The following is a 1,906-nucleotide window of genomic DNA, read 5'->3' on the forward strand; positions in this document are numbered from 1 at the left end:
TGGGCGCGGCCGGAGGGCTTGAGGCCATTTTTACAATTCTGGCGCTTAAGGATCAAATCGCACCACCAACCCTCAACTTAGTTAACCCGGATCCAGAAGCCAGTGGCTTAGATTTTGTGGCAAACCAATCACGCCAGATAGACGCTGAATACGCAATATCCAACGGTTTCGGCTTTGGTGGGGTCAACGCCAGCGTAATTTTCAGACGTTGGTCCAGTAACAACAGCCGCTTAGTTCCGGTATAAATTACCAGAATTCAGGAAGAGCCAGTCAAGTATGCTACTATATTGCTGACTGGCTATTCTACTGCGTGCTTCCCTTCACAACGCCGAAATTATGGCAATAGAACATTACCTTGTACGGCTAAGACCAGCTTTGATTAGCGGCGAGCACCATATGAGCAACGTTAATAGCGCAAGTCCCCCTGCTATCGGACGATCGACAAACGTTAGCCAATTGCCACCTGATTTCATCATTGAGCTCAAAAAATTTTGCTCCAAGAGGGGCCCCAAAACAACTCCGAGAACAGACGGCGCAAGCGGAATGCGAAAGGCCTCAAATGCAAACCCGATAACACCAAACGCCAATGCCACACCGACGGCGCTCACTGTGTTTTCCATTGCAAATGCACCAACCAGACAGAAGATAAATATTATCGGCATCAATATACTAAGACGTACCATTAGCATTACTCGGCTCAGCCGTATCGCCACCCAACCAAGGGGAATAAGTAACAAATTAGCGAGAAAGAATGCGCCAAAGATTGCATATACGATGGTGGGGTTGTTCAAAAAGATCGTCGGTCCAGGATTGACACCCTTCATAAACAAGACACCGATGATGATGGCTGCGATGGCATCACCGGGGATGCCGAAAACAAGAGACGGAATAAAACCACCGCTTACAGCAGCGTTGTTGGCAGCACCCGCGGCAGCTAACCCCTCCGTTGATCCTTTACCGAACTTTTCTGGTTCACGTGCAAAACGCTTGGCCAGAGAATATGAAATCCATGCAGCAATGTCGGCACCTGCTCCGGGCAATATTCCGAGTATTGTTCCTAGNTAGGCTCAGGACCCATTGATTTCAGAATGATGAGCTGATTCAGTTTCGTTTGAGGAGACTGATCAATGAGTAATCTTTACTGGCTGAGCGAAGGACAAATGTCACGCCTTCGCCCCTTCTTTCCCAAGAGCCATGGACGTCCACGTGTTGATGACAGGCGTGTCTTGAGTGGAATTATATTCATTCTTCGTAATGGGTTACGGTGGTGTGATGCCCCTCGGGAATACGGGCCTTGTAAAACGCTCTATAATCGTTGGACCCGTTGGTGTCACAAGGGGATATTTTCTCAAATATTGGAAGGCTTGTCTTCCAAGTCGTCGGTCGGAAAGACCGTAATGATGGATGCGACCTATTTGAAAGCACACCGCACGGCCTCAAGCCTACGGTTAAAAAAGGGGGCGATGGACGCCTGATTGGCCGGACAAAAGGTGGCATGAATACCAAGTTGCACGCCGTCACCGACACGCAGGGTCGCCCTATCAGGTTACACGTCACGGCGGGACAAATCAGCGACTATACCGGAGCTGCGGTCTTAATCGAGATGTTACCGAAGGTCGACTGGCTTCTTGCTGACAGAGGCTATGATGCTGACTGGTTCAGAAAACGGTTAAAAGACAAAGAGATAAAGCCGTGCATCCCGGGGCGCAAAAGCCGCAAGAAGACTATCAAGTATGACAAACGCCGATACAAGCGGCGCAATCGTATCGAAATCATGTTTGGGAGACTGAAAGACTGGAGAAGAATTGCCACCCGTTATGATCGCTGCCCGATTGTGTTCCGAGCAGCAATAGACCTCGCAGCAGCCGTTATATTCTGGCTCGGAAAGCAATGAGTCCTGAGCCTA

General features: G+C 49.4%; 2 protein-coding genes and 1 pseudogene. 2 read left to right on the top strand and 1 reads right to left on the bottom strand.

All coding sequences use genetic code 11. The features are described from left to right. Positions 1–245, top strand: a pseudogene (locus CEV31_RS18575) (beta-ketoacyl-[acyl-carrier-protein] synthase II); the annotation flags it as partial. 105 nt (positions 246–350) lie between these two features. Here CEV31_RS18575 and CEV31_RS18580 read toward each other — a convergent pair. Continuing rightward, positions 351–1,052, bottom strand: a complete 702-nt coding sequence (locus CEV31_RS18580) for a tripartite tricarboxylate transporter permease (RefSeq protein WP_094509370.1) — start codon at positions 1,050–1,052, stop codon at positions 351–353. A gap of 75 nt (positions 1,053–1,127) precedes the next feature. Between CEV31_RS18580 and CEV31_RS18585 the strand changes: the two genes are divergently transcribed. Further along, positions 1,128–1,894 (top strand): IS5 family transposase gene (locus tag CEV31_RS18585; protein ID WP_143850986.1). Its coding sequence is split into 2 segments (ribosomal slippage): positions 1,128–1,448 and positions 1,451–1,894, totalling 765 coding nucleotides; the frame shifts between segments, so codons are not numbered across the junction. Positions 1,895–1,906 lie beyond the last annotated feature (12 nt).

Origin of the sequence: Brucella thiophenivorans, from assembly GCF_002252445.1 — a bacterium.
GTDB classification, from domain to species: domain Bacteria; phylum Pseudomonadota; class Alphaproteobacteria; order Rhizobiales; family Rhizobiaceae; genus Brucella; species Brucella thiophenivorans.